Raw genomic sequence first — 25681 nt, forward strand, 5'->3', positions numbered from 1 at the left:
AACAAACGTTCATGTCGTCCGGCCTTGCTGCTCTGCTCGATGATGTCGCAGCCATCGCCAAAGTCGCCGCCGCCTCGCTCGATGATGTGACCGCAAGCGCAGGCAAGGCCAGTGCCAAGGCCGCCGGCGTGGTGATCGACGATACCGCCGTCACACCAGCCTATGTGACTGGGTTCACGGCGGACCGCGAACTGCCGATCATCTGGCGAATCGCGCTCGGCTCCCTGCGCAACAAGCTGCTCATCCTGCTGCCCGGCGCGCTCCTGCTGTCCGCCTTCCTGCCCTGGGCAATCACGCCGCTGCTGATGCTGGGCGGCACATTCCTCTGCTTCGAAGGCGCGGAAAAACTGATCGAGACGCTCTTCCACAAAGGGGATGGAACCGAGGAAGAGATGACCGGCGACCCTGCTCATCTGGAAGCCGAGAAGATCAACGGGGCGATCCGCACCGATCTCATCCTCTCGGGGGAGATCATGGCAATCTCCCTCGCGGACGTCGCCGCGACGCCGATCCTCAATCAGGCCGGCGCGCTCATCGTCGTCAGCCTGCTCGTCACGGCCGGAGTCTATGGGGTAGTGGCGCTCATCGTGAAGATGGACGACATCGGCCTGCATCTCGCCAAAGGAAGCTCCGGCGCAGTGGCCGGGTTCGGCCGGTCGCTGGTGCGGATGATGCCGCGCGTTCTCGCTGCGCTCTCGACCATCGGCATGGCAGCGATGCTCTGGGTAGGCGGCGGGATCATATTGCACGGGCTGGAGCAGTTTGGCCTCTCCGCGCCAGCCCACATCATCCACCATGCCGGCGAGGTCGTGGGCCATGCCGTGCCGGTGCTGCAGGGCGCGGTCAGCTGGATCGTCAGCGCGGCCCTCTCCGGCGTGTTCGGGCTGATCGTGGGCGCGATCGTGGTCGCGGTGATTCACGCGCTGCCCCGCAAGAAGACGGCGTGAGATGTCGCGCCTAGGACTAAAAGGCGTCCGACATGCAGCCGAAGCCGGGGCGATAGCTCGCCTTGCGCGCGGCCAGCAACGGCACCGAAGCATGGACGGCGCGTTCGTCCCCATCGTCGGACAAGCGCACCATCCACATGCCTTCCAGACCCCTGAAGTCGGCCTTGCAACTCTTGAGATCGCGCCCCTCGATATAGCGGCACGAACAGGCAATGCGCGCGCCGAAGCCCGCCGCCATGCCCGCGCGATAGCGCCAGGCCGACCAGTGCCAGGCGCAGTACAGCGCGCCGACCACTGCCAGCACGAGCGCGGCCCAGCGCAAACTGCGCCCCATAGTTGTCCCAACCCCCTGCATCGGCCGGACTGATACTGCGCATGGGGGGCAAGATCAAAAGGCTTTGGCCAAGGGGCCTTAAAAGACGCTGGGGCGTTGTCGCGGCGGCGCTCGCGGCCGTGCCCGGCATCGCCATATTTGCCGCCGCACCGGCAGAGCAAGCGGGCATTGTGAGCATCACCGGCGATGCGCAGGTGCCGTCCGAGGCCATCGCACCGGCGATCGACGCGCTGTTTGCGCAAGACAGCGACGCGCCGCTCGGTGAGACGCGCGCCCTCGTCATCATGCGGGCGGGCAAGATCATCGCGGAGCGCTATGCGCCGGGCTACGGCCCTGAGACGCGGCATCTGAGCTGGTCCATGGCCAAGACGGTGACCGGGCTTCTCGTGGGCATCATGGTCTCGGACGGGCGCATGGCGCTCGACGAGCCGGCGCCCCTCGCCGCCTGGAGCCAGCGTGGCGATCCGCGCGCGGCGATCACCCTGCGGCAGATGATGCAGATGCGCACCGGCCTCCATCATGTCGAGAAGGGCGATCCCATCGAGCAGTCCGACGCGCTGCGGATGCTGGTGGGCGACGGCGCGCAGGATCAGGCGGCCTATGCCGCTGCCAAGCCGCTGGCCGATCCGCCGGGCAGCGCCTTCCTCTATTCGAGCGCGACCTCCCTGCTGCTTGCGGAGATCGTTACCGAGCAGCTGACGGCGAGCCGCGATCCGCAAGTACGGCGCGACGCGATGACCAACTTCATGCGCACCCGCTTCACCGACCCGGTCGGCCTCAAGAGCTTCGTCCCCGAGTTCGACGCACAGGGCACGCTGCAGGGCGCGGCGATGATGCACATGACCGCGCGGGACTATGCACGGCTGGGCGAGTTTCTGCGCCGCGGCGGCGTAGCGGGCGGGCGCCAGCTCGTCGCGACAAGCTGGATGCGCTTCATGACCGCGCCTTCCCCCACCAACGCCGCCTATGGCGGGCAGCTGTGGCTCAACCGGCCGGGCGAGGGATCGCCGCTGTTCCCCGGTGAGGCCTCCTCCCGCATTTACGCGGCGGCGGGCTTTGGCGGGCAATATATCATCGTCTCGCCTATCCAGAACCTCGTCATCGTGCGGCTGGGCGTGACCCGCGACGAGGAGATGCCGGCGCTGAAAAGCGCGCTGGCGAAGCTGGTCCAGCGCTTCCCGAGCTGATCCCCGCGCCACGACAGCGCGGCGAAAGGTTCTAAAGGTTACACCTCTTGGAACAAAAAAATCGCGCACTTGGCTGCTCCGCCCTCACGGTTCTCACCGCATCCGCCATGCATCGGGACGGCGGCTGTAGGACAGGGGGATCAGGCCGCGCGGCGCGGTGGCGTCTCGTCCTGACGCAAGGTGAGCACCTCGACCCCTGCTGAAGTGACGGCCACGGTATGTTCGAACTGGGCGGAGAGTTTCCCATCGCGGGTCACGACAGTCCAGCCATCGTCCTGCGTCGAAACCTGACGGCTCCCCTGATTGAGCATTGGCTCGATCGTGAAGACCATGCCTTCGCGCAGCTTCAGACCCGCACCCGGCCGACCAAAATGAAGCACCTGCGGTTCCTCGTGCATCTCGCGACCAATGCCGTGGCCGCAATAATCCCGGACCACCGAGTAGCCATTCTTCTTAGCGTGGCTCTCGATTGCGAAGCCGATATCGCCCAGATGCGCGCCGGGCCGCACCTTGGCGATGCCCCGCCACATTGCCTCTCGCGTGACCCGCACCAAGCGTCGCGCGGCGGGAGGCGGATCGCCGACAAGATAGGTCTTGCTGGAATCGGCTATGAAGCCGCTTTTCTCGAGCGTGATGTCGAGATTGATGATGTCCCCTTCGCGAATGATCTCCTTCGGGTCGGGCACGCCATGGCAGACGACATGATTGATCGAGCAATTGAGCACGTATTGAAAGCCATACTGCCCCTTGCTCGCAGGGCGCGCGGCAAGGTCCACAGTGATGAAGCGATCGACCAGATCGTTGACCTCCATGGTGGACATGCCGGCGAGGGCCACGTCATCCAGCATCTCGAAGACGGACGCGAGCAGCCGGCCGGATATGCGCATGAGCGCCAGTTCGTCCGGAGTTTTCACCATCTCAGGCGGCCGCCGTATCCACGAGGGGCACGGGTGCGGCGGCAAGCTCTCTCTTCACGATCTCGGTGAAGGTGAGCGCGGGATTGGCTTCGGCCAGCATGCCGATCTTCATCCAGAACTCGGCCTGCGCGTTGATCGACCGGCACATCACCGTGCTGGCCCTGCGAACTTCCTCGTGCAGCCCTTCATCGATTTTAACGATGCCCATCGGCAGTTCTCCGTCAAATATACGAAACGTATATGCTTTGTATATTAGACGGTCAATCGATGCCCTCTTTATAGCAAATACTGCCCCTTGATCACCGTGCGGCATTGGCCGGAAAGGATCGCGCGGTCGCCCTCCAGCAGGCAGCCGACATGGCCGCCGCGCGGGCTCGCCTGCCAGGCCGTGAAGCGCGGACGGCCGAGGCGATCCGCCCAGTAAGGCGTGAGCAGGCAATGAGCTGAGCCAGTGACGGGGTCCTCGTCGATCCCCGCGCCGGGCGCGAAGACGCGGCTCACCACATCGGTCTTCCGGCCAGGAGCGGTAGCGATGGTGAGAACATCGCCATGACGGGCAAGCGCGGGAAAATCCGGCCGCAGGGCATGGATGCTCGCCTCGTCGGCATAAACGAGGAGAAGATAACCGCCATCGCGCCAATAGGTCTCGCGCGGAGTCTCCGACCCCAGCAGCGCGGCGACATCGGGGCGCTCGGCCGGCTCCATCCGCCAGGCCGGCAGATCGAGCGCATAGCCCTGCTCCGTGCGCCACACGGCAAGATCGCCCGCGCGGCGGGTGCGGAAGCGGATGCGCTCCAGCCCATCGCGCAGCAGCACATGGCCGCTCGCCAGCGTGGCATGGCCGCAAAGCGCGACTTCCACTGTGGGGGTGAACCAGCGCAGCTCATAATCGGCGCCCGCGCCATGCGGCATGGGCACGGTGAACGCCGTCTCCGCGAGATTATTCTCCTGCGCGATGCCCTGCAGCGTCGCATCGTTGAGCCAGTGCTCGAGCGGGATCACGGCGGCGGGATTGCCGGTGAAGGGCGCGTGGGCAAAGGCATCGACCTGCGTGAAAGGGAGTGTGGTGGTCATGGATTGGCTGCCTTCTCTTCCGCCACGACATCGCGCGCATCCTGAGCGACGAGCGGGCTGGTGCCATCGATATGGCCGACGGGATCCGGATGAATGAGGAAATCGGTATGCGGGAATTCGGCGCGGAGCATGGCCTCGATCTCCTCCATGATCGCATGGACGCGGGCCAGGGTCAGCTCCGGCTCCATCCAGAGATGGAACTGCACGAAATCCCGCGTGCCGCTGGTGCGCGTGCGCAGATCGTGAATGCCCGCCAGCATGGGATGGCGCGCGGCAAGCGTGAGCAAGCGCTCGCGTTTCTCGATCGGCCACTCCTTGTCCATGAGCTGGTCGATCGCCTGCATGGAGGCCCGCAACGCCGTCCAGCCGAGCCAGAGGCCAATGAGGATACCGAAGAGCGCATCCGCGCCGTGAAGGCCTGCCCAGCCATCCAGCACCAGCGCGGCGATCACGGCGCCGTTGAGCGCAAGGTCGCTGCGATAATGGAGATTATCGGCATGAATGGCGATCGATCCGGTCGCGCGCACGACATGCATTTGATAGCGCACCAACGCGATTGTCAGCACGATAGCGAAGACCGAGACCACGACGCCATCCTCGAACGCCGCTGGCGCTGCGCCGCCTCCCAGCCGCTCGACCGAGCGAAAGATGATTGCCCCGGCAGCGATGGTGACGAGCACCATCTGGAACAGGGCAGCCAGCGCCTCCGCCTTGCCGTGGCCGAAGCGATGCTCGTAGTCCGCCGGTTGCGCCGCGATGCGCACCGCGAACAGCGTCACCAGACTGGCGACGAGATCCAGCGTGGTATCCGCCAGCGAGCCGAGCATCGCGATCGAATGCGTGGTCCAGGCGGCATAGCTCTTGGCGGCGCCCAGGATGATCGCGGCGCAAACACTGGCGAGCGCGGCCCGGCGGCGCAGCGTGGCGGAGGTCTGCGCGGTGAGCGCGCCCCTTTCTTGAGGGGCGCTCATGGGAAGAGCATATTGGCGCGCCACCCCCCGGCGCCATCGGCCATATAGACTGTGCGCTCGTGCAGGCGATGCGCGCGATCGGACCAGAACTCGATGCGCTCAGGCGTGACGCGGAAACCGGACCAGTGCGGCGGACGCGGCACTTGCCTCCCCTCGAACCGCGCCTGCACGGCATCGAACCGATCCAGGAAGGTTTCGCGCCGGTCGAGCGGGCGAGACTGATCGGACGCCCAGGCGCCAAGCTGGGAATCGCGCGAGCGGCTGGCGAAATAGGCATCGGCGGTCGCATCATCGACCTGCGCCACGGCGCCTTCGATCCGGATCTGCCGGCGCAGGGACTTCCAGTGAAAGAGCAGCGCGACATGGGGGTTGGCGAGAATCTCGCTGGCCTTGCGACCCTCGAAATTGGTGTAGAAGATGAACCCGTCCGGCCCGTGTCCCTTCAGCAGAACCATGCGAACCGACGGCCGCCCCTGCGCATCCGCCGTGGCGAGCGCCATTGCATTCGAATCATTGGGCTCGCTGGCGCGCGCCTCTGCAAACCAGCGATCGAACAGGGCGAAAGGGTCGTCGGTCAGCGTGGACGCGTTGGCGGAATGGGGAGTGTCGGTCATCCGCGCGTTCTAGGTCGACAGGTCCGGCAAAGCGATGTTGCAAAAATATCACATACCCCTTGCGCGGATCGCCCGGACAGGCCAGATGGGGAGCGCGGCGCGGAGGCCGCAGGAAAGGTGAATATCCAGGCGTGGCAGATCCCTATTCTTTGCTTGGTGTTGCGCGCGGGGCCGACGAGGCGGCGATAAAGTCCGCCTATCGCAAGCTCGCCAAGGCGCTGCATCCCGATCGTAACAAGGACAACCCCAAGGCGGCGGAGAAATTCTCCGAAGTGACGCGTGCCTACGATCTGCTTTCCGACAAGGACAAGCGCGCGCAGTTCGACCGGGGCGAGATCGACGCGGACGGCAACCCCACGCATCCGTTCGGCTTTGGCGGCGGACCGGGCGGCGGCACTTATAATCGCAGCGGACGCGCTGCGCCGGGCGGCTTCGAGTTCGGTGGAGAAGGCGCCGACTTTGGCGACATCTTCGAGAATCTCTTCAGCGGCGGTCGTGGCCGGGGCGGCGGTGGCTTCGGAGGATTTGGCGGCGGACGAGCCGCTCCGCCGGAAAAGGGCGCGAGCATCACCTATCGGCTGGCGGTCGATTTCGTGGATGCAGCGACACGCGCGCCGCAGCGCATAACGCTTGCCGATGGCAAGACCATCGATCTCAAACTGCCGGCAGGTGTGGAGAGCGGCACGCAAATGCGCCTGCCAGGCAAGGGCCAGCCTGGCCCCGGCGGGGCGGGCGATGCGATCGTTACCATCGAAGTGAAGCCGCATCCCTTCTACACGCGAGACGGCGACAATGTGCGGCTGGACCTGCCGGTGACGCTCAATGAAGCCGTGAACGGCGGCAAGGTGAAGGTGCCGACTGTCGACGGACCCGTGATGCTGGGCGTGCCGGCGGGCGCACGATCGGGCCAGACGCTGCGTCTCAAAGGCAAGGGCTTCACGCGCAAGGACGGCACCCGCGGCGACCAGCTGGTGACGCTGATGATCGACGTGCCCGGCGACGATGCCGCGCTCAAGGCGTTTGTCCAGGACTGGAGCGATCCGCGCGACATACGCAGCCAACTCGGCGTCTAGGCGGTGCGGATGCATCCCATACGGCACATGCTCCGCGTTTCATCCGCGCACGGCGTGCTGGTAGCGTTCTCGCCATTCATCCCGCATCGCGCCACAACGGCTCATGCGGGATATATCCGCACCGCCTAGCGTTCACTCGCCATGCTCGGACGATCGCCGCAATCCCCCGAAGCCCGGCGCCATCGCCGACACGCCCCGCAGGGGGACGAAGCCACCGAACTCGACGCGCCGCTCGATCGCCAGCCCTTGCGCCGGCGCGCGCTGGCAATAGTGAAGAGGGTCGCGATCGGCGTCTATAATGATGGGTTCATCCACGCGGGCAATCTTGCCTATCTGACGCTGGTCGCGCTCTTCCCCTTCTTCATCGTCGCGGCGGCGATCGCCCAGATGTTTGGCCGCACGCAGGACGGGCTGGCCGCGCTCAATGGCTTCCTCCTCACTGTGCCGCATGGTGTGGGCGAAGTGCTGCGCCCGGCAATGCGCGAAGTGCTGAACGCCCGCGCGGGCAATCTGCTGTGGATCGGCGCGATCGTAGGGCTATGGACAGTCGGAAGCCTTATCGAGACGATCCGCGACATATTGCGCCGCGCTTATGGCACCAGCTCAGGCACGCCCTTCTGGCGCCATCGCCTTTCCTCGATCGGAATCATCGTCGCGTCCGTTTTCGGCGCAATGTTCGCGCTCTCGATGCAAGTGATGCTCACCACCGTGCAGGCGCTGGCCGAACGCTTCCTCCCCTTTGCCGACGATGCGATCGGCATCATCTCCGCGACCAAGCTGTTGCCCACAGCCATACTCTACGTCGCGCTGCTCTTCCTGTTCTCCGCCCTCACCCCTTCGCGCTATCGCGGGCGCCGCTTTCCCAAATGGCCGGGCGCGCTGACGACGACGCTCTGGTGGTATGGGACCACGCTGCTGCTGCCCGTTTTCATCGGCCACCTGACAAATTACAGCCTCACTTACGGAAGTCTGGCGGGCACGATGATCGCGCTCATTTTTTTCTTCATCATCGGGCTCGGCGTGGTAATTGGCGCCGAAGTCAACGCGGCGCTCGCAGATTTTCCCGAGCGTAACGATGCCGCCACGGACGAAGGGAAGACGGAATGAACGGCTTGATGGCCGGCAAGCGGGGCCTGATCATGGGGCTCGCCAACGACAAGAGCCTCGCCTGGGGCATCGCCAAGGCACTGCGCGCGCAAGGCGCCGAACTCGCCTTTTCCTATCAGGGAGAAGCAATCCTCAAGCGCGTGCAGCCTCTGGCGGAAGAGCTGGGCTCCGACCTGCTCATCGATTGCGATGTGGCGGACATGGATGCGCTCGATACGGCATTCGACGCACTGAAAAGCCGCTGGCCGACAATCGATTTCGTCGTCCACGCAATCGGCTTCTCCGACAAGAGCCAGCTGCGCGGGAAATATTACGACACCACGCTCGACAACTTCCTGATGACGATGAACATCAGCGCCTACAGTCTCGTCGCGGTCGCCAAGCGCGCGCGCGAAATGATGCCGAACGGCGGATCGATCGTGACGCTGACCTATTATGGCGCGGAGAAGGTGATCCCCCATTATAATGTGATGGGCGTGGCCAAGGCAGCGCTGGAGACCAGCGTCAAATATCTCGCGGTGGACCTGGGCGCGGAGAATATCCGCATCAACGGTATTTCAGCGGGGCCAATCCAGACGCTCGCCGCGCGCGGCATTGGCGACTTCAACTATATCCTGAAGTGGAACGAGCTGAACGCGCCGATGAAGCGCACCGTCACCATCGACGATGTCGGCGGCTCGGCGCTCTATCTGCTCTCCGATCTCGCTTCCGGCGTCACCGGTGAAATCCACCATGTCGACGCGGGTTACAATGTGATCGGCATGAAGGCCGAGGACGCGCCAGACATCGCGCTCGCGACCTGATGGTCAGCCGCCGCCCCGACGATTTCCGCATCGGCATCGCCATCCCGCTGCTCCGCTCGCTGGGTTTCGCGCTGGTGCTGGCGGCGCTCGCGGTGGGCATCGGCGCGGCAGTGGACAATATGGTCGCCTTCTACGCCGTGATGGTGATCGGCGTGGTGGCGATGTGGCTGCTGGATGCGCGCCTGCGCCCCAACAAGGCTGCCGAAGACGCCGCAAGACGCCGCTACTTCGGCCTGGACGAGTGAGACCGGGACAATGAGCTACAATAGTTTTGGCCGCGTCCTGCGCTTCACCACATGGGGCGAGAGCCATGGCCCGGCCATCGGCGCGGTGGTGGACGGCTGCCCGCCCGGCCTTGCGATCAGCGAGGCGAGCATTCAGCCGTTCCTCGACGCACGCCGCCCCGGCCAGTCGCGCTTCACCACGCAGCGGCAGGAGCCCGATCAGGTCCGCATCCTCTCTGGCGTGTTCGAGGGCAAGACCACCGGCACGCCGATCGCTCTCATGATCGAGAATGTCGACCAGCGCTCCAAGGATTATTCGGAAGTCGCCCTCGCCTATCGCCCCGGCCATGCCGACTATGCCTATGACGCCAAATATGGCTTTCGCGATTATCGCGGTGGCGGGCGCTCCTCCGCGCGTGAGACCGCGAGCCGCGTGGCGGCAGGCGCGGTGGCGCGGCTGGTGATCCCGCAGGTCCAGATCATCGGTTATGTCAGCGAGATCGGGGGCGACGCGATCGACCCGGCAAACTTCGACGCCACAGAAATCGGCCGCAACGCCTTCTTCTGCCCGGATGCCGCCGCTGCCGCGCGCTGGGAACAGAAGGTCGATGCCGCGCGCAAGGCTGGCTCCTCGCTGGGTGCGGTCGTGGAATGCATCGCGAGCGGCGTTCCCGCCGGCTGGGGCGCGCCGCTCTATGCCAAGCTCGACAGCGAGCTTGCCAGCGCGATGATGAGCATCAATGCCGTGAAGGGCGTGGAGATCGGCGACGGTTTCGCTGCTGCGCGCCTCTCCGGCGAGGAAAATGCCGACCCGATGCGTCCGGGAGAGGACGGCCATCCAGTGTTCCTCGCCAATCATGCCGGGGGTATTGCAGGCGGCATTTCGACCGGCCAGCCCGTGCTGGTGCGCGTCGCATTCAAGCCGACAAGCTCCATTCTGACGCCGCAAGAAACGATCACCCGCGAGGGCGAGGCGACCGAGATGTTCACCAAGGGACGCCATGATCCGTGCGTGGGCATTCGCGGCGTGCCCGTGGTCGAGGCGATGATGGCCTTCGTCCTCGCCGACCAGTTCCTCCTCAACCGGGCGCAGTGCGGCTAAAACGTCGAAAGCCGTTATAGCGCGCCGCCTGTCGCGCTATAACCACGGTCTGGACCTGCCCGGAGCCTGAGCTGCGGCAGGCGCCAACGCGCATCATTGTCCCCGCGCATCCGCGCCCCATCTCCTTATCAGCAACTGAAAAAACGGTCGCACTATTGGAGAGATGAGATGAAGATTCTAGCACCGCTCGCCGCTATCGGACTGCTGCTCAGCGCAACCGCCGGGTTCGCGCAGATGACGCCGGGCAGCGACCCGAGCACGACCACGGCGCCAGGCGCTCCGGACAGCACGGTTCCTGGAACGCCGGGAAGCACGACTCCAGGCGCACCGGGCAGCACTGTGCCGGGCACACCGGGAAGCCCTGTGCCAGGCACGCCCGGCCCAACGGTACCGACGCCGGGGCCCACCGATCCCTCCACGATGCCGCCGTCCAATCCGGCTGACCCGACTGCTGGGGCGGGAATCCCCGCGCCGCCATCAACTATGGATGGCGCGACCGGCGCGGACCACGACCAGCACCGGACCGGCGCCCAGAAAAAGAATGATCGCGCTGAACAGCGCTAATCTGACCTAACGCCTTTGCGGCTTCCCCCCTTTCCGCCGCAAACCCCAAGGGGGTCGCGCTCACTCCCCCCCGAGCGCGGCCCCCGACTTTATATTCGCGCTTCTGTCGATCTCGCCCGGTTTGCGCGCGCTGCACGCGCCTGTTACGCAAGGCCATAAGACAGGCGGATATCGGAGCGCGCGTGATCAACAGTTTAACCGGGCGCATCGGGATCGGAATGGTCCTGGGGCTTATTGCCGGCGTCGTCGCTCATAGCGCCACGGGTGCGGACACGGCATCGGCCGAGCGGATCGCCGGCTACTTCCACCTCCTCGCCGACATCTTCCTCCATCTCATCAAGATGATCATCGCGCCGCTGGTCTTCGCGACGCTGGTCGCGGGCATCGCCCATATGCGCGACACGGCAACGCTGGGGCGTATCGGCGGGCGAGCGCTTGCATGGTTCATCCTCGCCAGCCTCATTTCGCTCTCGATCGGCATGATTTACGTCAATCTGCTCCAGCCCGGCGTTGGGCTGGGTCTGGTGCGGAACGGGGCCGATGCCGGGGTCGATACCGCCGCGCTCAACTTCCGCGACTTCGTGCTGCACGTCTTCCCCACCTCCATGGTCGGAGCGATGGCGGAGAACAGCGTCCTCCAGATCGTCGTCTTCTCGCTTTTCGTGGGCGTGGCGCTCACTGCGATCGGCGATAAGGGCAAACCGATCGTCGAACTGATCGAATCCCTCGTCGAGCTGATGCTGCAGGTGACCGGCTATGTGATGCGCTTCGCGCCGGTCGCGGTGTTCGGCGCGATCGCCGCCGTCATCGCCAAGGAAGGGCTCGGCGTGCTGGTGACCTTCGGCAAGCTGGTGGGTGAGTTCTATCTCGCGCTCTTCACGCTCTGGGTCGTGCTCGCGCTCTTCGGCTTCCTGTTCCTGGGGCCACGCCTCCTCCGCCTGCTCGTCCAGATACGCGGACCAATGCTGATCGCCTTCTCGACCGCATCCTCCGAAGCGGTCTATCCCAAGCTCCTCGAGCAGCTCGACCGCTTCGGCGTGCCGCGCCGCATCTCATCCTTCGTGCTGCCGCTGGGCTACAGCTTCAACCTCGATGGATCGATGATGTATGCCGCCTTCGCGACGCTCTTCATTGCGCAGGCCTATGGCATCGATCTTTCGATCGGCACGCAGATCACCATTCTCCTTGTGCTGATGGTCACGTCCAAGGGCATTGCCGCCGTGCCGCGCGCGAGCCTCGTCGTCGTCGCGGCGACGCTCCAGCAGTTCGGCCTGCCGGTGGAGGGCGTCGCGTTCATCCTCGCGGTCGATCATTTCATGGACATGGGCCGCACAATGACCAACGTGATCGGCAATGCCATCGCCACGTCCGTCGTCACCAAATGGGAAGGCATGCTGGAAGTGGAGGAAGCCGAGGAGGTGCCCATCCCTCATGCGCCGGCGCACACCGTGGCCGGCGGCAAGGGCGGGCTCGACCTTGCCGAGGATATGGTGACGGACGCGCGCGGGAAGGACTGAGCGCATGTCCGCGCCCGCAAGTTCCGATCTTTCGGCCATTGTCGAGAATATCGTCGCGACGATGGCGCAGGAGACTCATCGCGGAAAAGTGGCCTCCTATATTCCGGGGCTCGCGTGCGTGCCGGTAAACAAGTTCGGCATCGCGATCGTCATGGCGGACGGCACCGTGCATCTGGGCGGCGATGCGCTGGAGCCCTTTTCCATTCAGTCGATCTCCAAGGTGTTCGCCCTCACTCTCGCGCTGGGCAAGGTGGGCGACCAGCTCTGGCGGCGCGTGGGCCGCGAGCCATCCGGCAATCCGTTCAATTCCATCATGCAACTGGAGGCCGAGCACGGCATCCCGCGTAACCCCTTCATCAATGCCGGGGCAATCGTGGTGGCGGACGTGAACCTGGCGGGCCACATGCCGCGCGAGGCGATCGGCGAGATGCTGCGCTTCGTGCATTATCTGGCGGGCGATGAGAGCATCGTCATCGAGGAGGATATCGCGCGGGGTGAGGCGGAGACGGGCTTCCGCAACATCGCCCTAGCCAATTATATGCGCGCCTTCGGCAATCTGCATCACCCCGCCGATCTGGTGCTGGGCTGCTATTTCCACCAATGCGCGCTGGCGATGAGCTGCCAGCAGCTCGCCATGGCCGGGCGCTATCTGATGCTGGATGGCATGCTGCCGGGCAGCGGCCGCGTGGTGAACGCACGGCGGGCGCGGCGCATCAACGCGCTGATGCTCACCTGCGGCCATTATGATGCGAGCGGCGACTTCGCCTTCCGGGTCGGCATCCCCGGCAAATCCGGCGTGGGCGGCGGCATATTGGCGGTCGTGCCCGGCGTGGCGAGCATCGCGGTGTGGTCGCCCGGCCTCAACGAAAACGGCAACAGCGCGCTGGGCACGCGGGCGCTGGAAATGCTCTCCGAAGCGACGGGCTGGAGCGTATTTTCGGCGCGGTAGGGGTGGGGAGAGCGGACGTCCCTCCTCGTCACCCCGGGCTTGACCCGGGGTCCCGCTTTCATTGATGCCATGGAGATGGAACACGAAAGAAGCGGAGGCTGGGTATACATCATGGCCGATCGTTATCGTGGCACGATGTATTTGGCGTCACCGCTCATCTTCCAGCACGCATCCATCAACATCGATCCGGCGAGGGTTCGGATTTCTGCGCGCGATATGGGCTAGTTCGGCTCGTGTGGGCGGAACGTGGAGAAACGATAATCGAGTGCATCGCGCACGAGAAGCGCATCAAGCGCTGGCAGCGGAGCTGGAAATTTGACCTGATCGAGCGCAGCAATCCCGACTGGAATGATCTCTCCGGAATGCTCGTCTGACAAGGAAGCGGGACCCCGGGTCAAGCCCGGGGTGACGGCCTTTTATATCCGGGACGTCGCCTTCCCGACAGCTGCTCTCAACCACGCATTGGCAATCGCCTGCCCCGCCCTTACATGCCAGCAATAATGCCGCCGACATCCCCCGATCCTACGCCGATCCCGCCCGCATGGGCGACGCTGCGGCGCTTCCTGCCCTATTTGTGGCCGGCCCATGCGCCCGCAATGCGCAGGCGCGTGGTCATAGCCATGGTGCTGGTGCTGATCGGCAAGGCCGTGGGCCTCGCCATGCCCTTTGCCTACAAGGGCGCGATCGACCGGATGTCGGCGGGCATGGAGCCGGCGGTTGGCCTCGCCATCGCCCTGATCGTGGCCTATGCCGCCGCGCGGCTGGGCTCGGTGCTGTTCGAGAATCTGCGCAATGTGGTGTTCGAGCGCGTGGGGCAGGACGCGACCCGCAGGCTCTCGGAAGAAGTCTTCCGCCATCTCCACCGCCTCTCACTGCGCTTCCACCTCGATCGCAAGACCGGTGGCGTCACCAAAGTCGTCGAGCGGGGGACCAAGAGCATCGACACGATGCTCTACTTCCTGCTCTTCAACATCGCGCCGACGATCATCGAGCTGGTCGCGGTCTGCGTCATCTTCTTCGTCAAGTTCGGCCCCGGCATGGTCGCCGCCACGCTGGCGATGGTCGTCGCCTATATCTGGTTCACCCGCCTCGTCACCGAGTGGCGCAACCAGCTGCGGCGCGAGATGGTGGACATGGACACCAATGCTGTCGCCCACGCCGTGGACAGTCTCTTAAACTTCGAGACCGTGAAGTATTTCGGCGCGGAGCAGCGCGAAGGCGACCGCTATGGCGCGGCGATGAGCGCCTACGCCAAGGCTGCGCTCAAGAGCGAGAACAGCCTTGCCTGGCTCAACATCGGCCAGTCGGTCATCACCAACCTGATGATGGGCGGCGCGATGGCTTATACCGTGTGGGGCTGGAGCGTGGGCAAGTTCACCACCGGCGACGTGGTGCTGGTCAACACGATGCTCGCACAACTCTTCCGCCCGCTCGACATGCTGGGCTTCGTCTATCGGACGATCCGCCAGGGGCTGATCGACATGGAAGCGATGTTCAAGCTGATCGACACCCAGGCCGAAGTGGTCGATGCGCCCGGCGCGCTGCCGCTGGCCGTGACGGCGGGAGAGATCCGCTTCGAGGATGTGCGCTTCAGCTACGATCCCGAGCGGGAGATTTTGCATGGCCTCAGCTTCACGGTGCCGGCCGGGCACACCGTGGCGATCGTCGGACCATCCGGCGCGGGCAAATCGACCATCGCCCGGCTGATGTATCGCTTCTACGATGCGACATCGGGCCGCATCCTGATCGACGAGCAGGATATTGCGAAGGTGACGCAGGCCTCGCTGCGACAGGCCATCGGCATCGTTCCGCAGGACATGGTGCTTTTCAACGACACGATCGGCTATAATATCGGCTATGGCCGCGACGGGGCGACGCAGGCGGAGATCGAGGCGGCCGCCAAGGGCGCGGCGATCGACGGCTTCATCGCCGGCCAGCCGCAGGGCTATGATACGCGGGTGGGCGAACGCGGCCTCAAGCTCTCGGGCGGGGAGAAGCAGCGCGTGGCGATTGCGCGGACGCTGGTGAAAGATCCGCCGATCCTCATTCTGGACGAGGCGACAAGCGCGCTCGACAGCCGCACCGAGGCGGCGATCCTCGATGTGCTCGACGCCGTGGCCGCGCGGCGCACGACGCTGATCGTGGCGCACCGGCTCTCGACCATCGTCCGTGCCGACACCATCATCGTGCTGGAGGCAGGCGAGATCGCGGAAAGCGGCACGCATGTCGAGTTGCTCGCCAAGCGCGGCCTCTACGCACAGATGTGGATGCGGCAGGCTGCCGAGCGGCAAGCGGAACCCGTGACCGGGGAGAGCGGCGAGCCCGCACCCGAACCAGCGGAATAGCTTGCCCGTCGCGGGGCACGGAGCGTAGGAGCGTCGACAAGGAGAACGCAATGCTCAAGCCCCTGACCGACGCAATCTATGTGGCACCCCAGATCGACACGGCGACCGTCGCGGAAGCGAAGGGGCTGGGTGTGACGATGATCGTCAACAACCGGCCGGAAGGCGAATCCGCCGACCAGACACCGGGCGATGCGATCGCGGCGGCGGCGGAAGCGGCCGGCATTGGCTATGTCGCCATCCCGGTCACTCATGCGGGCTTCTCCCCTTGGCAGATCGACGCGCTGGACAAGGCGCTCGCTGGCAAAGGGGACGGCAAAGTGCTCTGCTATTGCCGATCCGGCACGCGCTCGACGCTGCTCTGGGCACTCGCCCGCGCCCGCGCAGGGGACGACACGGACGACATCTCCGACATTGCCGCCACTGCCGGCTATGACGTGGCGCCGATCCGGCAAATCATGGACGCGCTCAAAGCGGGCGCCTGATCCACCCTACAAGCGCATGAAAGCCGCCAATTCGACCGGCGGGCTTTTCATGCTGCCGTCTGCACCCCGCAACAGCAGCTGGACCCCGGGAGCAAGCCCCGGGGTGGCGATGACGACTATGTCTCCGACCTAGCGCCTTGGAACGCTCTCCAGCGCTCCAGCTGCCCGACTGTGCTCCTGCGCTATCCCTCTCGCGCCCGAGAAATAGTTGCGAACTACTCGCATTAGCATTGACTCTGCGAATGACTAGCAATAGCCGGGCGGCGAAAGGGGATATATTTTGAAAAAATCTCTCTCGTTTATCGCTCTGGGATGCGTCGCTTTCACCTCCGGACAGGCTCTGGCCGCGGATGCCGCCGCCGATGCGGTCACGTCCGACGAGACAAAACCGATCATCGTGACCGGCACCAACCCCAAGTCCGAGCTTGAATCGCCCAAGCAGGTTCGTCCGCTGCTGGACATTCCGCAGACCGTGACCGTGCTCAGCAACGTGACGATCCAGAAGCAGAACCTGCTGACCCTGCGCGACGCGCTCACCACCATTCCCGGCATTACCTTCGGTGCAGGCGAAGGCGGCGGCGGCTATGGCGACAGCATCAACCTGCGCGGCCAGAGCGCCAACACCGACCTCCAGATCGACGGCGTGCGCGACAGCGCGCAGTACAGCCGCTCCGACACGTTCAACCTCGAGCAGATCGAAGTGGTGAACGGCGCGAATTCCGTGCAGGCCGGCGCCGGCTCGATCGCGGGCACGATCAATCTCGTGACCAAGCGCCCCAAGGCGGAGTCCAGTACGATCGCGCAGGCGGGCATCGGTACGGACAATTATTATCGCGGGACGATCGACAGCAATGTGCGAGTCTCGGATCTCGTCGCCGTCCGCCTCAACGCCATGGCGCACAAGAACGACGTGCCGGGCCGCGACGTCGACAAATTCGAGCGCTGGGGCGTGGCGCCGTCCATCTCCATCGGTATGGAGGGGCCGACAAAGCTGACGCTGCTCTATGTCCATCAGGAAGACAAGAACACACCGGTCTACGGGGTGCCCTATTACAACGTCTATGGCGGCCTGCTGCCGGGCGCGAGCTATGCGGGCTATTATGGCTACAAGGATGTCGACCGGCAGGACCAGACGGTCGATCAGGCGACGGTCATTTTCGACCATCATTTCACGAACACGGTCTCGATCCGCAATCTGACGCGGTGGCAGCGCGTCGAGCAAAACCTCGTCGTCAATCCGCCGCAGGGCGCGTTCTGCCTTGCCAACGGGCGTCTCGCCGCAGCGAGCGGAAGCGGCGCGGCTTGCGGCACCGGGCAGTTACGGGGCATGTTCTACCCCTCGGGTCCGCGCGGAACGACGCGCTTCACCGAGAACCAGATGTTCTACAACCAGCTCGACCTGCGCGCCGTGTTCAACACCGGCGGGTTGGAGCACACGGTGACGCTGGGCACCAGCATCGCGCAGGAAGACTATAAGCTGCGCAACGGCAACGTGCTGCGCAATCCGGGAGCGGCCACGCCCAACCCGGCCCTCCCGCCCATCAACACCGCCAATCCCAACCCGGTCTATGGCGGCCCGATCAACTTCATCCAGGCCGGTGCGCAGCAGGGCGACACCAGCAACGTCTCGGTCTATCTGTTCGATGCGATCAAGATCGTCGAGCAGTTCGAGATCAATGGCGGCATTCGCTGGGAGAAGAACAAGCAGACCTTCCGCACCGACACGATCGTCGGAACGCCCGGCCCAACATTTGGCGCTTATACGCGCGGCGTCGATCAGATCTCCGACGACAATCTGGTGAGCTATCGCATCGGCGCGGTCTTCAAGCCCGTCCCCAATGCCAGCCTCTATGCGGCCTATGGCAACAGCCGCACGCCCGCCTCGACCAGCGTTCGCGCCGGGTGCGGAGCAGCGACAGCCGATCAGATCTCCCTCAGCCTCGACCCCTGCTCGGTGAAGCCGCAGGAAGCGGTCAATTACGAGATCGGCGGCAAGATCGACCTGGTCAACGGTCGCCTCCAGCTCACCGCTGCGCTGTTCCGCAACGAGCGGACCAACTATCCGGTGGCAAGCAACGATCCCACGATCGGGAATATTCAGGTGCTCGACGGGCAGAACCGGGTGGACGGCATTGCGCTGGGCGCCACGGGCAACATCACGCGGGCGTGGAGCGTCTTCGCCAACTATACCTACCTCAAGAGCAAGGTGCTCCAGAGCCTCTCCAACTACTGCCTCGCCAACCCCGGCCGATCCTACACTCCGACCGGAACGACAACCGCCGTCACGTGCGCGACCAGCGACACGCAGGCGGGCAATCCGCTCACCAATACGCCCAAGCATTCGGGGAGCCTGTTCACCACCTACAGCCTGCCCTTCGGCCTGCAGGTCGGCTACGGCCTCACCTATCAGGGCAGCTTCCTGCTCACCAACACAACCGGCAACATCCTGAGGTCCAAGGACTGGATGACGCATCGCGCCTTCGCATCCTACGCGGTTACTCCCAATGTGACGGCGCAGGTCAACGTGCAGAACTTCGCCAACAAGAAGTACTTCACCGGCATCCGCAACAATGGCTGGGCCACACCGGGCGAAGCGCGCTCCGCTGTGTTCAGCCTCATCGCCAGCTTCTGAAGAAGTCCCGAGGCCGGCGCCCTCCCCTTGTGACGCCGGACCCCAAACTGCGGCCGGAGCGGAGATTGCCGTTCCGGCCGTTTTCTCTCTTCCGCTTTTCGGATAGTCGAAGGTCCATCATGCTCATCGCTATTCCCGAACTTATCGATCATGCCGGTGTGGCGCGGGTGCGCGGCCTCATCGACGCGGGCGAATGGGTGGACGGCAACGTCACATCCGGCAGACAATCGGCGCTGGCCAAGCGCAACCAGCAACTGCCCGAGGACAGCGCGGCCGCCAGAGAGGCGGGCGCAATCATCCTCGACGCGCTCAGCCAGGCGCCGCTCTTCATTGCCGCTGCGCTGCCGCTCAAGATCTTCCCGCCGCTGTTCAACAGCTATGAGGGCGGCGAAACCTTCGGCATTCATGTCGACAACGCCGTGCGCCTGCGCCGGGGCAGCGACCTGCGCGTGCGCAGCGACCTCTCCGCAACGCTGTTTCTGGAGGAACCGGAGCATTATGACGGCGGCGAACTGGTGATCGAGGACCAGTTCGGCCTGCAGCAGGTGAAGCTGCCCGCCGGGCACATGATCCTCTACCCCTCCTCCAGCCTGCACAAGGTGGAGCCCGTGACGCGCGGACGGCGCGTGGCCAGCTTCTTCTGGATCCAGTCCATGGTGCGCGACAACGAGGCCCGGCGAACGCTGTTCGACCTTGACATGTCCGTGCAGCAACTGGGCGAACGCGTGGGTCAGGATGACCGAGCAATTATCCAGCTCACTGGCGTCTATCATAATCTGCTGCGCCGCTGGGCGGACAGTTGAGCCGGACATGGGACGAAGCGAGCGTCATCCGGGTCACGCCCCTCGCCACTGATGCAGATCATGACGAAAGCGTTAGGGTCGACTCGTCAGCCCTGATAAAGAAGCTGTCATCTGGCGTTGACGGAACTTCCGAAGCGTACGCCGGCTGAGAGACTTGTCTCCCCGCTTCAAGCACCGGGAGAGTCACGATGCAAAAGCAGTCTGACCATATTTATTACGCTCGTCGCGCTGATTCCACACGCGCTCAGGCAAAACGTTGCGAAGACGCCCGTGCCCGGGTGATCTATCAGGAGCTGGCGGAGCTCTACGAGCAGGCCGCAAACGAGGCCCAACCGGCCCCGCAGCTCCATAACCCTGCATAAAAAGCTAAATGGGCGAAAGCGCGCAAACGGGGCGGACGCATAAGCGCCCGTCCCGTTGTCGTTCAAGCAAGGCTTAGCGGCAGCTCACGCCGCCACGATCGATCTCGCGACCCAGCAGGCCACCGGCCGCTCCGCCAAGGACAGTGCGCAGCAGATCCGAACCGCCGACATCAATCTGGTTGCCCAGAACGCCGCCGAGAGCCGCGCCCACGATCAGGCCGGTCGTGCCGTCCGAGCGGCGGCAATAATAGCGGTCATCATAGCCACGATAGATGCGCGTGTTGCGCGTCACCGGGATCGGGCGATAGTTGCCGCCGCTGCGATAGTAGCGGTTCGCGAAATAGGCATTGTACCTGGGGTCCGGCCGGTTCCAGTCATAACCACGGAACCCCCGGACGTCGCGGCGCATGTCGCGGCCGCGCCAGTCGCGCTCGCTCCCCCGCCATTCGTGCCGGCCGTCATGACGGGCATCGTGGCGGCCATGGCCGGGCGGGGGCTTGCCATGCCCCGGCTGGGCAAGGGCAGGCACGGCGGTCAGCGTCATCGCGCCGAGCGAAAAGGCGGCCAGTGCCGCGCGGATGGAGGACTTCATCTTGGCTTCTCCTCGTCTAGGATGAGCGCAAGAACGAGCCGCCCCGGCCGGTCGTTGCATGAACGTAAAATAACGTTCCGGTCAGGTTCCGCTCAGCGATCGTGCCGCGCGTCGAGGATCGAACTGCTCCCCAAAACCAGAGCAAACAACCCCATGGAACCCACGACAAGGAAGATTGCAGGATCGAACATTTATCGCCTCCTCGATTTTCTATCGACAAGGGATGGATGCCACCGGCACCACCAGACCCCATTGATCGGCGTCAAAAATGCGCGATATTCGATGGGCCAGCGAGGGAACGCAGCATGGGCTTCAGGCGCTATCGGCATGACAGCCCAACAGCCAGAGGACGGAACCGGACATGAGCGACACTCCCAGAACCGATTATAACGATCCCGATGCGCAGAACAGCGAGCAGGACGAACAGGGCAGCCAGGCGCAAGACGTGGCGAACGATGCCCTAAGGCGCGGCACGGATCTATCAGAGGAGAGCGAACGCGGCGGGCGCAGCAATCCCGCGCAGATCATCCCCGATGACACGCCTGACCTCGTCGAGAAAATGGCGGAGATGAACAGCTCCGGCCGGATCGACATGGACGCCTTCGAAGGCGAGGAAATGATGGACGACGAGGACGGCAGCCTGCCGGACTAGGTCGTAAGGCAGTGTGTGCGGTGCCGATGTGCCAATTTCGCACGGGTCCGGTCCTTCAGCCTTGCGCAAGGAAGCATGGTGCAACGATCGGGCGCCCCGAGCGTTACGCTCGCGGATCAATCATGTTGAAGGATGACGTCGCCATGAAGCCCCGCCTTTTTCTCGCCGCCATGATTGGCGCTGCTCTCAGCCTCTCTGCCTGCGCAACCGTGAAGGGCGTAGGCAAGGACATCACGTCCGTCGGTCAGGCTGGGTCGGACGCTATAAACAAGTAAGTCGGCGATTGCCGGCTTCGGGCCGGCCGCTGGGGTTTGCCGAACCCACCCCATATCTGAAATGCGTGAAGGGCTGACCACATCGGTCAGCCCTTTCGTCGTTTGTCAGCTTTGCTGAAGGGGCGTCAGGCGGCCTGGGGACGGCGCTCGGCGCCCGCAATCATCGCCTGCAACACCACGATACGCTGCCGCTCGCGATGCAGATCATGCGAGGGACGAGAGGCCACGAGATCGAGCAGAACCTTCAGCTCCTGCTTGCGATGATCGATGGTGACGGGATCCATGGAACGTGCTCCAGATTATATCGCGACTGAAGTCGATACGCGTGGAGCCGGAGCGAGTTCCGTTCGGGTGAACCTGTTTTGGGGTTTTTGATGGCCGTCAAAGCCTTTTGCCAATCGCGCGCCATAGTCCCCCGCACAGGAGACTGCCTCAATGCGAATCTTCATTGTTCTCGGGCATCCGGACGGGGAGAGCTTCAATGCCGCGCTCGCAAACGCCTATGAAGCGGCGGCGAGAGCAGCCGGACATGAGGTGCGGCGGCAGGACATTGGCGCTCTCCGTTTCGATCCGGTGCTGCACCAGGGCTATAAGGATCTGCCTCCGCTCGAACCCGATCTCGCCGAATCTCAGGCCAGCCTCCTCTGGTGCGAGCGGCTGGTCCTGATCTATCCGATGTGGTGGGGCGGCTTTCCAGCGCTGCTCAAGGGCTGGCTCGATCGCGTGCTCACCCCCGGCTTCGCCTTCCTTTATCATAAGAAGGGGCCGGGGTGGGACCGTCACCTGAGCGGCCGGGAGGCCCATGTGATTTCCACGAGCGACTGCCCGGCGCTCTATGCGCGCCTGTGGTATCGCAATGCCGACTTCACGATGCTGGCACGGGCGATATTGGGATTTTGCGGTATCCGCGTCACCCAGCGCCTGCGCATCGGGCGCGTCAAATTCCTCGATGCCGCCGCGCGGGACAAGGCGATCGGACGCGTGTGCGCCATGCTGTGAGGCAGGAGGTCGTCGCCGCTACGCGACGACCTCCCGATCCTCTTACTCCGCCGCGATGCCCGCCTTGGCGAACATGTCTTCGCCGGCCGCTTCGTCATTGTCGGCATCTTCACCGCCCTTGAGCTTCTGGCGGCGATCGAAGCTCTCCCACACGTCGTTCCACTGGCCGCGCGTGGCGCCCTTGGAATATTCGGTGGCGCGGGTCTCGAAGAAGTTCGCATGCTCCACGCCGTTCAGCATCGGCGTGAGCCAGGGCAGCGGATGCTCGTCGATCATGTAGATCGGCTTCATGCCCAGCTGACCGAGCCGCCAGTCGGCAATGTAGCGGACATATTTCTTGATGTCCTTGGGCGTCATGCCGGGCACAGGCCCCATCTCGAACACGAGATCGACGAACGCGTCCTCGATCCGCACCGTCTTCTGGCACATGTCCAGGATGTCATCGCGCACGGAGGGCGTCAGGCAGTCCCGCTCCTTCACGAAGGTGTGGAACAGCTTGATGATGCCCTCGCAGTGGAGCGTCTCGTCGCGCACCGACCAGGTGACAATCTGCCCCATGCCCTTCATCTTGTTGAAGCGCGGGAAGTTCATCAGCATCGCGAAGCTGGCGAAGAGCTGCAGCCCCTCGGTAAAGCCGCCGAACATAGCCAGCGTCTTGGCAATGTCCTCGTCGGTATCCACGCCGAACTGGGCGAGATAGTCGTGCTTGTCCTTCATCTCCTTGTACTGGAGGAAGGCGCTATATTCGCTCTCCGGCATACCGATGGTGTCGAGCAGGTGCGAGTAAGCCGCGATGTGCACCGTCTCCATGTTGGAGAAGGCCGTGAGCATCATCTTGATCTCGGTCGGCTTGAATACCCGGCCATATTTCTCGTGATAGCAATCCTGCACTTCCACGTCCGCCTGCGTGAAGAAGCGGAAGATCTGGGTCAGCAGATTGCGCTCATGGTCCGAGAGTTTCTGCGCCCAGTCGCGGCAGTCCTCGCCCAGCGGCACTTCCTCCGGCAGCCAGTGGAGCTGCTGCTGGCGCTTCCAGAACTCATAGGCCCAGGGATACTCGAAAGGCTTGTAGACCTTGCTGGCTTGCAGAAGAGGCATGGGCGTTACTCCGAGGAATCAGATGCGGATATAGGGGTTTCGGGCGCTTTTTTCACGAAGCGTCCGGCGAAGAGGACCTGCTGCAAGGTGAAGAGCGGGCATTGCCGGGGTCATGCGCCGGCCCTTTCCCTGCGGGTCAGGCGGCGGGCGAGATCGATCCAGTAGCGCTCATAATAGAAGGTCGAGAGATGGGCGAGCGCGAAGGTGGCCGCGAAGAAGAGCGGGCGCTTGGCATATTTGACCAGCTTGTCGCCCGCGCCGAGCCAAGTTTCGCCCAGCACGCCGTGGACGACATAGAGCGCGTAGGAGACCTGCGCGATATATATGGTGGCGCGCCAGCGGCTGATTGCCCGCAGCCAGGATGGCGCATGATAAAGGGAGGCGCCGATCATGATCGCCGCGATATAAGGGCGCAGATAGTTGAGCGGTCCGCTCCACTCGGCAGCGCTTGCGATCAGCACCGGGAGGAGCAGGAAGGAGCCGCGCCAATCGAGCAAGCGCCGCGCACGCGCCCCCAGCCAGCCTTCATAGGCGAGCGCCAGCGTGGCGCCGACCAGAATCTCGTCGAGGCGGAACCAGGTGGTGATGTTGATATATTGGCCATTGCCGACGCGCAGGGCAGTGATCGCAAGACAGAAGAGCGGCAGCAGCAGCAGCGCGCGCCGACCGCCTAGCGCGACCAGCAGCGCCACACCGGCATAGAACTGCACTTCCAAGCACAAGCTCCAGAAATGTCCGCCGGCTGGCAACAGGAAGAAAGGCGGCAGATTGCCGTAGAACGACATGGAGCCGAGATATTGCGCCGTCGTGCCGCCCGCGACGAGCAGCGCCGCAGTCATGCCCAGCCAGGCAAGCGGCACGATGCGCAGAATGCGGCGGATGAGGAACCGGTGCAGATTGCCATCCTCGATGAGGAAGCGGGTAATCAGGAAACCGGACAGGGTGAAGAACATCGCCATGCCCGACGCCGCAACCGCGCCATTGAGTGACCAGCGAGACGGGCCGAGCGGCAGCAAATGACCGCCGAGCACGAACAGAATGCTGAGCGCACGCCAGAAATCGAGCATACCGATATGGCGCAGCTCCTGGCCTTTTTGCTCCGGGAAAGCGGTCGCGGGGCTCAGGGGGACGGCGATGCCGGTGGCATTGCTCATCCCGACATCCTCTCCAGCCCATAAGCATAAAGAGCGAGGATGAGCGCGCCGGCAAAGCACATCGTGCCGGCGATCCGCTTAATATAGACATGCTGGGGCTGTGTCGTGGGCCGCGTGACGATAATCGCCCCGCCGATCGCGGCGGTGGCTGAGACGCAGGCCATGACGGCGACGGCGCGGTTCACGCGCGCGCGCATCGTGACGATGCCCCTATCGACGCCGACGCCGATCCTGATTGGTCGTTTCGCCGCTGTCCGCCCGTGGCGCGAACGGGGCAGACGACGGCAAGCGAAGTGGAACGGCGCACGCCCGCCGCTCGTTTCCTCGATACGCCGCCAAGCGAAGCCCCACAGACAGGAGAGTCCCCGTGTTCGAGAAATGGCGCATCAAGGAACATATGGAAATCGTCGACACGTCTGGCCGGCATGTCGGAACGGTCGACGAAATCGAAGGCGACCGCATCAAGCTCACTCGCTCCGACAGCAGTGACGGCGCCCATCATTATCTGGATATCAGCGCTGTCGACAAGATCGACGACAATCGTGTCTACCTCAACGGCGACACTTCGCTGCTGGGCGGTGAGGCCCAAAGCGCGGACAGCTATGCCGGCACGATCACATCCGACACCGCGCGTCCCGGTCCAGAAGGGTCTGGTGGTTTTGCCGGCGATGCGACGACCTATTCCCCCGGCACGAACCAGGCAGGAAGCGACGTCAACCGCCCCTATTTCGGTACCAGCGGTCAGGGCACCGGCTTTGGCGGCTCTGGCGCCGGAAACTGACGCAACCCCCATTTCCCTAAGGGCGCGCGCCCTTGGCGGCGTCGCGCGCTCGGCCCCGGTCTCCCTGGCGGAGATCGGGGCTTTTTGAGTTTGGGCAAAAGTGGTACTTTTGCCCATAATATT

General features: G+C 64.2%; 29 protein-coding genes and 1 pseudogene. 19 read left to right on the top strand and 11 right to left on the bottom strand.

Features of this window, described 5'->3' with window-relative positions; translation table 11 throughout:
• Positions 1 to 11 precede the first annotated feature (11 nt).
• Positions 12 to 947 carry a DUF808 domain-containing protein gene (locus ACNAOH_RS07060; protein WP_443969492.1) on the top strand — a complete coding sequence of 312 codons (936 nt, stop codon included), beginning with the start codon at positions 12 to 14 and terminating at the stop codon, positions 945 to 947.
• A 16-nt stretch (positions 948 to 963) separates the two neighbouring features.
• On the opposite strand, the gene ACNAOH_RS07065 is transcribed toward ACNAOH_RS07060, so the two are convergent.
• Positions 964 to 1281, bottom strand: coding sequence for a hypothetical protein (locus ACNAOH_RS07065; RefSeq protein ID WP_443969493.1), 318 nt, complete (start codon positions 1279 to 1281; stop codon positions 964 to 966).
• A 41-nt stretch (positions 1282 to 1322) separates the two neighbouring features.
• Here ACNAOH_RS07065 and ACNAOH_RS07070 point away from each other — a divergent pair, with 41 nt between their 5' ends.
• Positions 1323 to 2468 (top strand): serine hydrolase domain-containing protein, encoded by a 1146-nt coding sequence (locus ACNAOH_RS07070; protein ID WP_443969494.1) that lies wholly within the window; start codon positions 1323 to 1325, stop codon positions 2466 to 2468.
• Between the two features lie 140 nt (positions 2469 to 2608).
• On the opposite strand, the gene map is transcribed toward ACNAOH_RS07070, so the two are convergent.
• The 5 genes from map to pdxH form a co-directional block, all read right to left on the bottom strand.
• Positions 2609 to 3385: a type I methionyl aminopeptidase gene (gene map, locus ACNAOH_RS07075; protein ID WP_443969495.1), complete on the bottom strand. Its 777-nt coding sequence runs from the start codon at positions 3383 to 3385 to the stop codon at positions 2609 to 2611.
• A 1-nt stretch (position 3386) separates the two neighbouring features.
• Positions 3387 to 3593, bottom strand: coding sequence for a ParD-like family protein (locus ACNAOH_RS07080; RefSeq protein WP_443969496.1), 207 nt, complete (start codon positions 3591 to 3593; stop codon positions 3387 to 3389).
• A gap of 68 nt (positions 3594 to 3661) precedes the next feature.
• Positions 3662 to 4459, bottom strand: a complete 798-nt coding sequence (locus ACNAOH_RS07085) for a PhzF family phenazine biosynthesis protein (protein ID WP_443969497.1) — start codon at positions 4457 to 4459, stop codon at positions 3662 to 3664.
• Positions 4456 to 5430 (bottom strand): cation diffusion facilitator family transporter, encoded by a 975-nt coding sequence (locus tag ACNAOH_RS07090; protein ID WP_443969498.1) that lies wholly within the window; start codon positions 5428 to 5430, stop codon positions 4456 to 4458. Before ACNAOH_RS07090 ends, ACNAOH_RS07085 begins: the two co-directional genes overlap by 4 nt.
• On the bottom strand, positions 5427 to 6044 hold the full coding sequence (pdxH, locus tag ACNAOH_RS07095; protein ID WP_443969499.1) for a pyridoxamine 5'-phosphate oxidase: 618 nt from the start codon (positions 6042 to 6044) through the stop codon (positions 5427 to 5429). The genes ACNAOH_RS07090 and pdxH overlap by 4 nt, the downstream gene beginning before the upstream one ends.
• Positions 6045 to 6175: 131 nt before the next feature.
• Here pdxH and ACNAOH_RS07100 point away from each other — a divergent pair, with 131 nt between their 5' ends.
• From ACNAOH_RS07100 to ACNAOH_RS07160, 13 genes and pseudogenes are all read left to right on the top strand, one after another.
• A complete protein-coding gene (locus ACNAOH_RS07100) occupies positions 6176 to 7117 on the top strand; it encodes a DnaJ C-terminal domain-containing protein (RefSeq protein ID WP_443969500.1) in 942 nt (313 codons plus the stop codon).
• 141 nt (positions 7118 to 7258) lie between these two features.
• On the top strand, positions 7259 to 8224 hold the full coding sequence (locus ACNAOH_RS07105) for a YihY/virulence factor BrkB family protein (protein WP_443969501.1): 966 nt from the start codon (positions 7259 to 7261) through the stop codon (positions 8222 to 8224).
• Positions 8221 to 9027, top strand: a complete 807-nt coding sequence (gene fabI, locus ACNAOH_RS07110) for an enoyl-ACP reductase FabI (RefSeq protein WP_443969502.1) — start codon at positions 8221 to 8223, stop codon at positions 9025 to 9027. Before ACNAOH_RS07105 ends, fabI begins: the two co-directional genes overlap by 4 nt.
• Entirely contained in the window at positions 9027 to 9272 is a 246-nt protein-coding gene (locus tag ACNAOH_RS07115) for a hypothetical protein (RefSeq protein ID WP_443969503.1), read from the top strand. Before fabI ends, ACNAOH_RS07115 begins: the two co-directional genes overlap by 1 nt.
• A gap of 10 nt (positions 9273 to 9282) precedes the next feature.
• A complete protein-coding gene (gene aroC, locus ACNAOH_RS07120; RefSeq protein WP_443969504.1) occupies positions 9283 to 10353 on the top strand; it encodes a chorismate synthase in 1071 nt (356 codons plus the stop codon).
• 168 nt (positions 10354 to 10521) lie between these two features.
• Positions 10522 to 10917: a hypothetical protein gene (locus ACNAOH_RS07125; RefSeq protein WP_443969505.1), complete on the top strand. Its 396-nt coding sequence runs from the start codon at positions 10522 to 10524 to the stop codon at positions 10915 to 10917.
• 182 nt (positions 10918 to 11099) lie between these two features.
• Positions 11100 to 12434 (top strand): dicarboxylate/amino acid:cation symporter, encoded by a 1335-nt coding sequence (locus tag ACNAOH_RS07130; RefSeq protein WP_443969506.1) that lies wholly within the window; start codon positions 11100 to 11102, stop codon positions 12432 to 12434.
• A 4-nt stretch (positions 12435 to 12438) separates the two neighbouring features.
• On the top strand, positions 12439 to 13383 hold the full coding sequence (locus ACNAOH_RS07135; RefSeq protein ID WP_443969507.1) for a glutaminase: 945 nt from the start codon (positions 12439 to 12441) through the stop codon (positions 13381 to 13383).
• Positions 13384 to 13458: 75 nt separating this feature from the next.
• A pseudogene (locus ACNAOH_RS07140) lies at positions 13459 to 13757 on the top strand (GIY-YIG nuclease family protein).
• Positions 13758 to 13883: 126 nt separating this feature from the next.
• Complete coding sequence (locus ACNAOH_RS07145) at positions 13884 to 15728, top strand: ABCB family ABC transporter ATP-binding protein/permease (RefSeq protein ID WP_443969508.1); 1845 nt, start codon at positions 13884 to 13886, stop codon at positions 15726 to 15728.
• Between the two features lie 50 nt (positions 15729 to 15778).
• Positions 15779 to 16210, top strand: a complete 432-nt coding sequence (locus ACNAOH_RS07150; RefSeq protein WP_443969509.1) for a TIGR01244 family sulfur transferase — start codon at positions 15779 to 15781, stop codon at positions 16208 to 16210.
• Between the two features lie 280 nt (positions 16211 to 16490).
• Positions 16491 to 18842, top strand: a complete 2352-nt coding sequence (locus ACNAOH_RS07155; RefSeq protein WP_443969510.1) for a TonB-dependent receptor — start codon at positions 16491 to 16493, stop codon at positions 18840 to 18842.
• Positions 18843 to 18961: 119 nt separating this feature from the next.
• Positions 18962 to 19645, top strand: a complete 684-nt coding sequence (locus tag ACNAOH_RS07160) for a Fe2+-dependent dioxygenase (protein ID WP_443969511.1) — start codon at positions 18962 to 18964, stop codon at positions 19643 to 19645.
• 435 nt (positions 19646 to 20080) lie between these two features.
• On the opposite strand, the gene ACNAOH_RS07165 is transcribed toward ACNAOH_RS07160, so the two are convergent.
• Positions 20081 to 20599 (bottom strand): glycine zipper 2TM domain-containing protein, encoded by a 519-nt coding sequence (locus ACNAOH_RS07165; RefSeq protein ID WP_443969512.1) that lies wholly within the window; start codon positions 20597 to 20599, stop codon positions 20081 to 20083.
• A gap of 361 nt (positions 20600 to 20960) precedes the next feature.
• On the opposite strand from ACNAOH_RS07165, the gene ACNAOH_RS07170 reads away from it, so the two are divergent.
• Both ACNAOH_RS07170 and ACNAOH_RS07175 read left to right on the top strand, forming a co-directional pair.
• Positions 20961 to 21251: a hypothetical protein gene (locus tag ACNAOH_RS07170; protein ID WP_443969513.1), complete on the top strand. Its 291-nt coding sequence runs from the start codon at positions 20961 to 20963 to the stop codon at positions 21249 to 21251.
• A 143-nt stretch (positions 21252 to 21394) separates the two neighbouring features.
• Positions 21395 to 21526 carry an entericidin A/B family lipoprotein gene (locus ACNAOH_RS07175; protein WP_443969514.1) on the top strand — a complete coding sequence of 44 codons (132 nt, stop codon included), beginning with the start codon at positions 21395 to 21397 and terminating at the stop codon, positions 21524 to 21526.
• Positions 21527 to 21651: 125 nt separating this feature from the next.
• On the opposite strand, the gene ACNAOH_RS07180 is transcribed toward ACNAOH_RS07175, so the two are convergent.
• Entirely contained in the window at positions 21652 to 21810 is a 159-nt protein-coding gene (locus ACNAOH_RS07180; RefSeq protein WP_443969515.1) for a hypothetical protein, read from the bottom strand.
• A 151-nt stretch (positions 21811 to 21961) separates the two neighbouring features.
• Here ACNAOH_RS07180 and ACNAOH_RS07185 point away from each other — a divergent pair, with 151 nt between their 5' ends.
• On the top strand, positions 21962 to 22525 hold the full coding sequence (locus ACNAOH_RS07185) for an NAD(P)H-dependent oxidoreductase (RefSeq protein ID WP_443969516.1): 564 nt from the start codon (positions 21962 to 21964) through the stop codon (positions 22523 to 22525).
• 42 nt (positions 22526 to 22567) lie between these two features.
• Here ACNAOH_RS07185 and ACNAOH_RS07190 read toward each other — a convergent pair whose 3' ends face one another.
• The 3 genes from ACNAOH_RS07190 to ACNAOH_RS07200 all read right to left on the bottom strand — a co-directional run bounded on the left by ACNAOH_RS07190 (position 22568) and on the right by ACNAOH_RS07200 (position 24974).
• On the bottom strand, positions 22568 to 23623 hold the full coding sequence (locus tag ACNAOH_RS07190) for a ribonucleotide-diphosphate reductase subunit beta (protein ID WP_443969517.1): 1056 nt from the start codon (positions 23621 to 23623) through the stop codon (positions 22568 to 22570).
• 110 nt (positions 23624 to 23733) lie between these two features.
• Positions 23734 to 24777 (bottom strand): acyltransferase family protein, encoded by a 1044-nt coding sequence (locus tag ACNAOH_RS07195; RefSeq protein ID WP_443969518.1) that lies wholly within the window; start codon positions 24775 to 24777, stop codon positions 23734 to 23736.
• Positions 24774 to 24974 carry a hypothetical protein gene (locus tag ACNAOH_RS07200; RefSeq protein ID WP_443969519.1) on the bottom strand — a complete coding sequence of 67 codons (201 nt, stop codon included), beginning with the start codon at positions 24972 to 24974 and terminating at the stop codon, positions 24774 to 24776. The genes ACNAOH_RS07195 and ACNAOH_RS07200 overlap by 4 nt, the downstream gene beginning before the upstream one ends.
• 170 nt (positions 24975 to 25144) lie before the next feature.
• Between ACNAOH_RS07200 and ACNAOH_RS07205 the strand changes: the two genes are divergently transcribed.
• On the top strand, positions 25145 to 25558 hold the full coding sequence (locus tag ACNAOH_RS07205) for a DUF2171 domain-containing protein (RefSeq protein ID WP_443969520.1): 414 nt from the start codon (positions 25145 to 25147) through the stop codon (positions 25556 to 25558).
• Positions 25559 to 25681: the final 123 nt, after the last annotated feature.

Origin of the sequence: Sphingobium sp. CR28, from assembly GCF_052327305.1 — a bacterium.
Classification (GTDB): Bacteria; Pseudomonadota; Alphaproteobacteria; order Sphingomonadales; family Sphingomonadaceae; genus Sphingobium.

Coding starts and splice junctions, on each gene's coding strand:
- fabI (WP_443969502.1), top strand. CDS start 8,221: ATGAACGGCTTGATGGCCGGCAAGCGGGGCCTGATCATGGGGCTCGCC.
- ACNAOH_RS07070 (WP_443969494.1), top strand. CDS start 1,323: ATGGGGGGCAAGATCAAAAGGCTTTGGCCAAGGGGCCTTAAAAGACGC.
- ACNAOH_RS07135 (WP_443969507.1), top strand. CDS start 12,439: ATGTCCGCGCCCGCAAGTTCCGATCTTTCGGCCATTGTCGAGAATATC.
- ACNAOH_RS07160 (WP_443969511.1), top strand. CDS start 18,962: ATGCTCATCGCTATTCCCGAACTTATCGATCATGCCGGTGTGGCGCGG.
- ACNAOH_RS07145 (WP_443969508.1), top strand. CDS start 13,884: ATGCCGCCGACATCCCCCGATCCTACGCCGATCCCGCCCGCATGGGCG.
- ACNAOH_RS07200 (WP_443969519.1), bottom strand. CDS start 24,974: ATGCGCGCGCGCGTGAACCGCGCCGTCGCCGTCATGGCCTGCGTCTCA.
- ACNAOH_RS07190 (WP_443969517.1), bottom strand. CDS start 23,623: ATGCCTCTTCTGCAAGCCAGCAAGGTCTACAAGCCTTTCGAGTATCCC.
- ACNAOH_RS07170 (WP_443969513.1), top strand. CDS start 20,961: ATGAGCGACACTCCCAGAACCGATTATAACGATCCCGATGCGCAGAAC.
- ACNAOH_RS07115 (WP_443969503.1), top strand. CDS start 9,027: ATGGTCAGCCGCCGCCCCGACGATTTCCGCATCGGCATCGCCATCCCG.
- ACNAOH_RS07085 (WP_443969497.1), bottom strand. CDS start 4,459: ATGACCACCACACTCCCTTTCACGCAGGTCGATGCCTTTGCCCACGCG.
- pdxH (WP_443969499.1), bottom strand. CDS start 6,044: ATGACCGACACTCCCCATTCCGCCAACGCGTCCACGCTGACCGACGAC.
- ACNAOH_RS07080 (WP_443969496.1), bottom strand. CDS start 3,593: ATGGGCATCGTTAAAATCGATGAAGGGCTGCACGAGGAAGTTCGCAGG.
- ACNAOH_RS07180 (WP_443969515.1), bottom strand. CDS start 21,810: ATGGATCCCGTCACCATCGATCATCGCAAGCAGGAGCTGAAGGTTCTG.
- ACNAOH_RS07150 (WP_443969509.1), top strand. CDS start 15,779: ATGCTCAAGCCCCTGACCGACGCAATCTATGTGGCACCCCAGATCGAC.
- ACNAOH_RS07175 (WP_443969514.1), top strand. CDS start 21,395: ATGAAGCCCCGCCTTTTTCTCGCCGCCATGATTGGCGCTGCTCTCAGC.
- aroC (WP_443969504.1), top strand. CDS start 9,283: ATGAGCTACAATAGTTTTGGCCGCGTCCTGCGCTTCACCACATGGGGC.
- ACNAOH_RS07165 (WP_443969512.1), bottom strand. CDS start 20,599: ATGAAGTCCTCCATCCGCGCGGCACTGGCCGCCTTTTCGCTCGGCGCG.
- ACNAOH_RS07125 (WP_443969505.1), top strand. CDS start 10,522: ATGAAGATTCTAGCACCGCTCGCCGCTATCGGACTGCTGCTCAGCGCA.
- ACNAOH_RS07195 (WP_443969518.1), bottom strand. CDS start 24,777: ATGAGCAATGCCACCGGCATCGCCGTCCCCCTGAGCCCCGCGACCGCT.
- ACNAOH_RS07185 (WP_443969516.1), top strand. CDS start 21,962: ATGCGAATCTTCATTGTTCTCGGGCATCCGGACGGGGAGAGCTTCAAT.
- ACNAOH_RS07105 (WP_443969501.1), top strand. CDS start 7,259: ATGCTCGGACGATCGCCGCAATCCCCCGAAGCCCGGCGCCATCGCCGA.
- ACNAOH_RS07060 (WP_443969492.1), top strand. CDS start 12: ATGTCGTCCGGCCTTGCTGCTCTGCTCGATGATGTCGCAGCCATCGCC.
- ACNAOH_RS07065 (WP_443969493.1), bottom strand. CDS start 1,281: ATGGGGCGCAGTTTGCGCTGGGCCGCGCTCGTGCTGGCAGTGGTCGGC.
- ACNAOH_RS07090 (WP_443969498.1), bottom strand. CDS start 5,430: ATGAGCGCCCCTCAAGAAAGGGGCGCGCTCACCGCGCAGACCTCCGCC.
- map (WP_443969495.1), bottom strand. CDS start 3,385: ATGGTGAAAACTCCGGACGAACTGGCGCTCATGCGCATATCCGGCCGG.